Annotated in this window: 2 protein-coding genes; both read left to right on the forward strand. The window is 71.9% G+C overall.

The window, feature by feature from the left end:
- Window positions 1–158 precede the first annotated feature (158 nt).
- Entirely contained in the window at window positions 159–629 is a 471-nt protein-coding gene (locus AB0O29_RS35800) for a TrkA C-terminal domain-containing protein (protein WP_365160586.1), read from the forward strand.
- A gap of 5 nt (window positions 630–634) precedes the next feature.
- Window positions 635–1,546: cation:proton antiporter (locus AB0O29_RS35805; RefSeq protein WP_365160589.1), on the forward strand; the 912-nt coding region annotated here is incomplete at its 3' end.

Consider the following 1,546-nt stretch of genomic DNA (forward strand, 5'->3'; position numbering starts at 1 on the left):
GTCCATCCGTGCCGACACCCATATTTCGGACGTGCGGAAAGTGGCACCATGGGCCCCCGCCGAGCGGCCTCTCCTGCCCGAGAGACCAGTGACCGCCGCTCCGGCGGCCACCGCCCACGCAAGCGAACACGAGGGGGACAGCCGTGCCTGCTCCACGGATGAGCACCACACCACTGCCGGGAATCGGGGTCCAGTACGACCTGACCACCCGCGAGCGCCGCCACCTGTCGGTGGTCGCGCACCGAGACGGTACGCGCACGGTGAACCTCTACCGGGCCGACGACCCCGACGCCTGCGCCCAGTCGCTGCGGCTGACGGGCGCGGAGACGGCCTCGCTGATCGACGCCCTGATGCCGGCGCACCACAGCCCGAGCGTCCTGCACACCACCGGCCTCGGCCTGGTCGCCGAGCGCGTCGAGCTGTCCGGGCACTCGTACTGGAACGGGCGGCTGCTGGGCGAGACGAGGATGCGGACGGAGACCGGGGTGTCGATCGTGGCCGTACTGCGCCGCGCGGAGGCCCGCCCCTCGCCCGCGCCGGACTTCCGTCTCGCCGGCGGGGACACCCTCATCGTGATCGGCACCCGCGAGGGCGTCGACGCGGCCGCCTCCATACTCGGACGGGAGTGACGCCCGTGCATTCCGCTGTCTTCCTGATCGAGTTCGGCGCGATCATCCTGGGCCTGGGTCTGCTGGGCCGGGTCGCCGGCCGGCTGAAGTTCTCCCCGATACCGCTCTACCTGCTGGCCGGGCTGGCCTTCGGGACCGGCGGGCTGCTGCCCATGGGGGCGAGTGAGGAGTTCGTCGCGATCGGCGCCGAGATCGGCGTGATCCTCCTGCTGCTGATGCTGGGGCTGGAGTACACGGCCTCGGACCTGGTGTCCAACCTCAAGACCCAGTACCCGGCCGGGCTCGTCGACTTCGCCCTGAACGCGGTCCCGGGTGCGGTCGCCGCCCTGCTGATGGGCTGGGGCGCGGTCGCCGCCGTCGTCCTGGCCGGGGTCACCTGGATATCGTCCTCCGGGGTCATCGCCAAGGTCATGGGCGATCTGGGGAGGGTCGGCAACCGGGAGACGCCGGTCATCCTGTCGATCCTGGTCCTGGAGGACCTGGCGATGGCGGTCTACCTGCCGATCATCACGGCCCTCCTCGCCGGGGTCGGCCTGGCCGCCGGCAGCCTCACCCTGGCCATCGCCCTGGGCGTCGCCGGGGCGGTCCTGTTCGTCGCGGTCCGCTACGGACGCCACATCTCCCGCTTCTTCTCCGGCGACGACCCGGAGAAGCTGCTCCTCGTGGTCCTCGGTCTGACGCTGCTCGTCGCGGGCATCGCCCAGCAGCTCCAGGTCTCCGCCGCGGTCGGCGCGTTCCTCGTCGGCATCGCCCTGTCCGGGGAGGTGGCGGAGGGCACGCACACCCTGCTCAGCCCGCTGCGGGACCTGTTCGCGGCCGTGTTCTTCGTCTTCTTCGGCCTGCACACCGACCCCGCGAGCATCCCGCCCGTCCTGCTGCCCGCCCTCGCGCTCGCCGTCGTCACGGCGGGCACGAAG

The organism is Streptomyces sp. NPDC089915 (assembly GCF_040684675.1).
Classification (GTDB): domain Bacteria; phylum Actinomycetota; class Actinomycetes; order Streptomycetales; family Streptomycetaceae; genus Streptomyces.

Bases quoted from the DNA above. Each gene is read 5' to 3' on its own strand.
- AB0O29_RS35800 (WP_365160586.1), top strand. From the start codon at position 159: ATGAGCACCACACCACTGCCGGGAATCGGGGTCCAGTACGACCTGACC.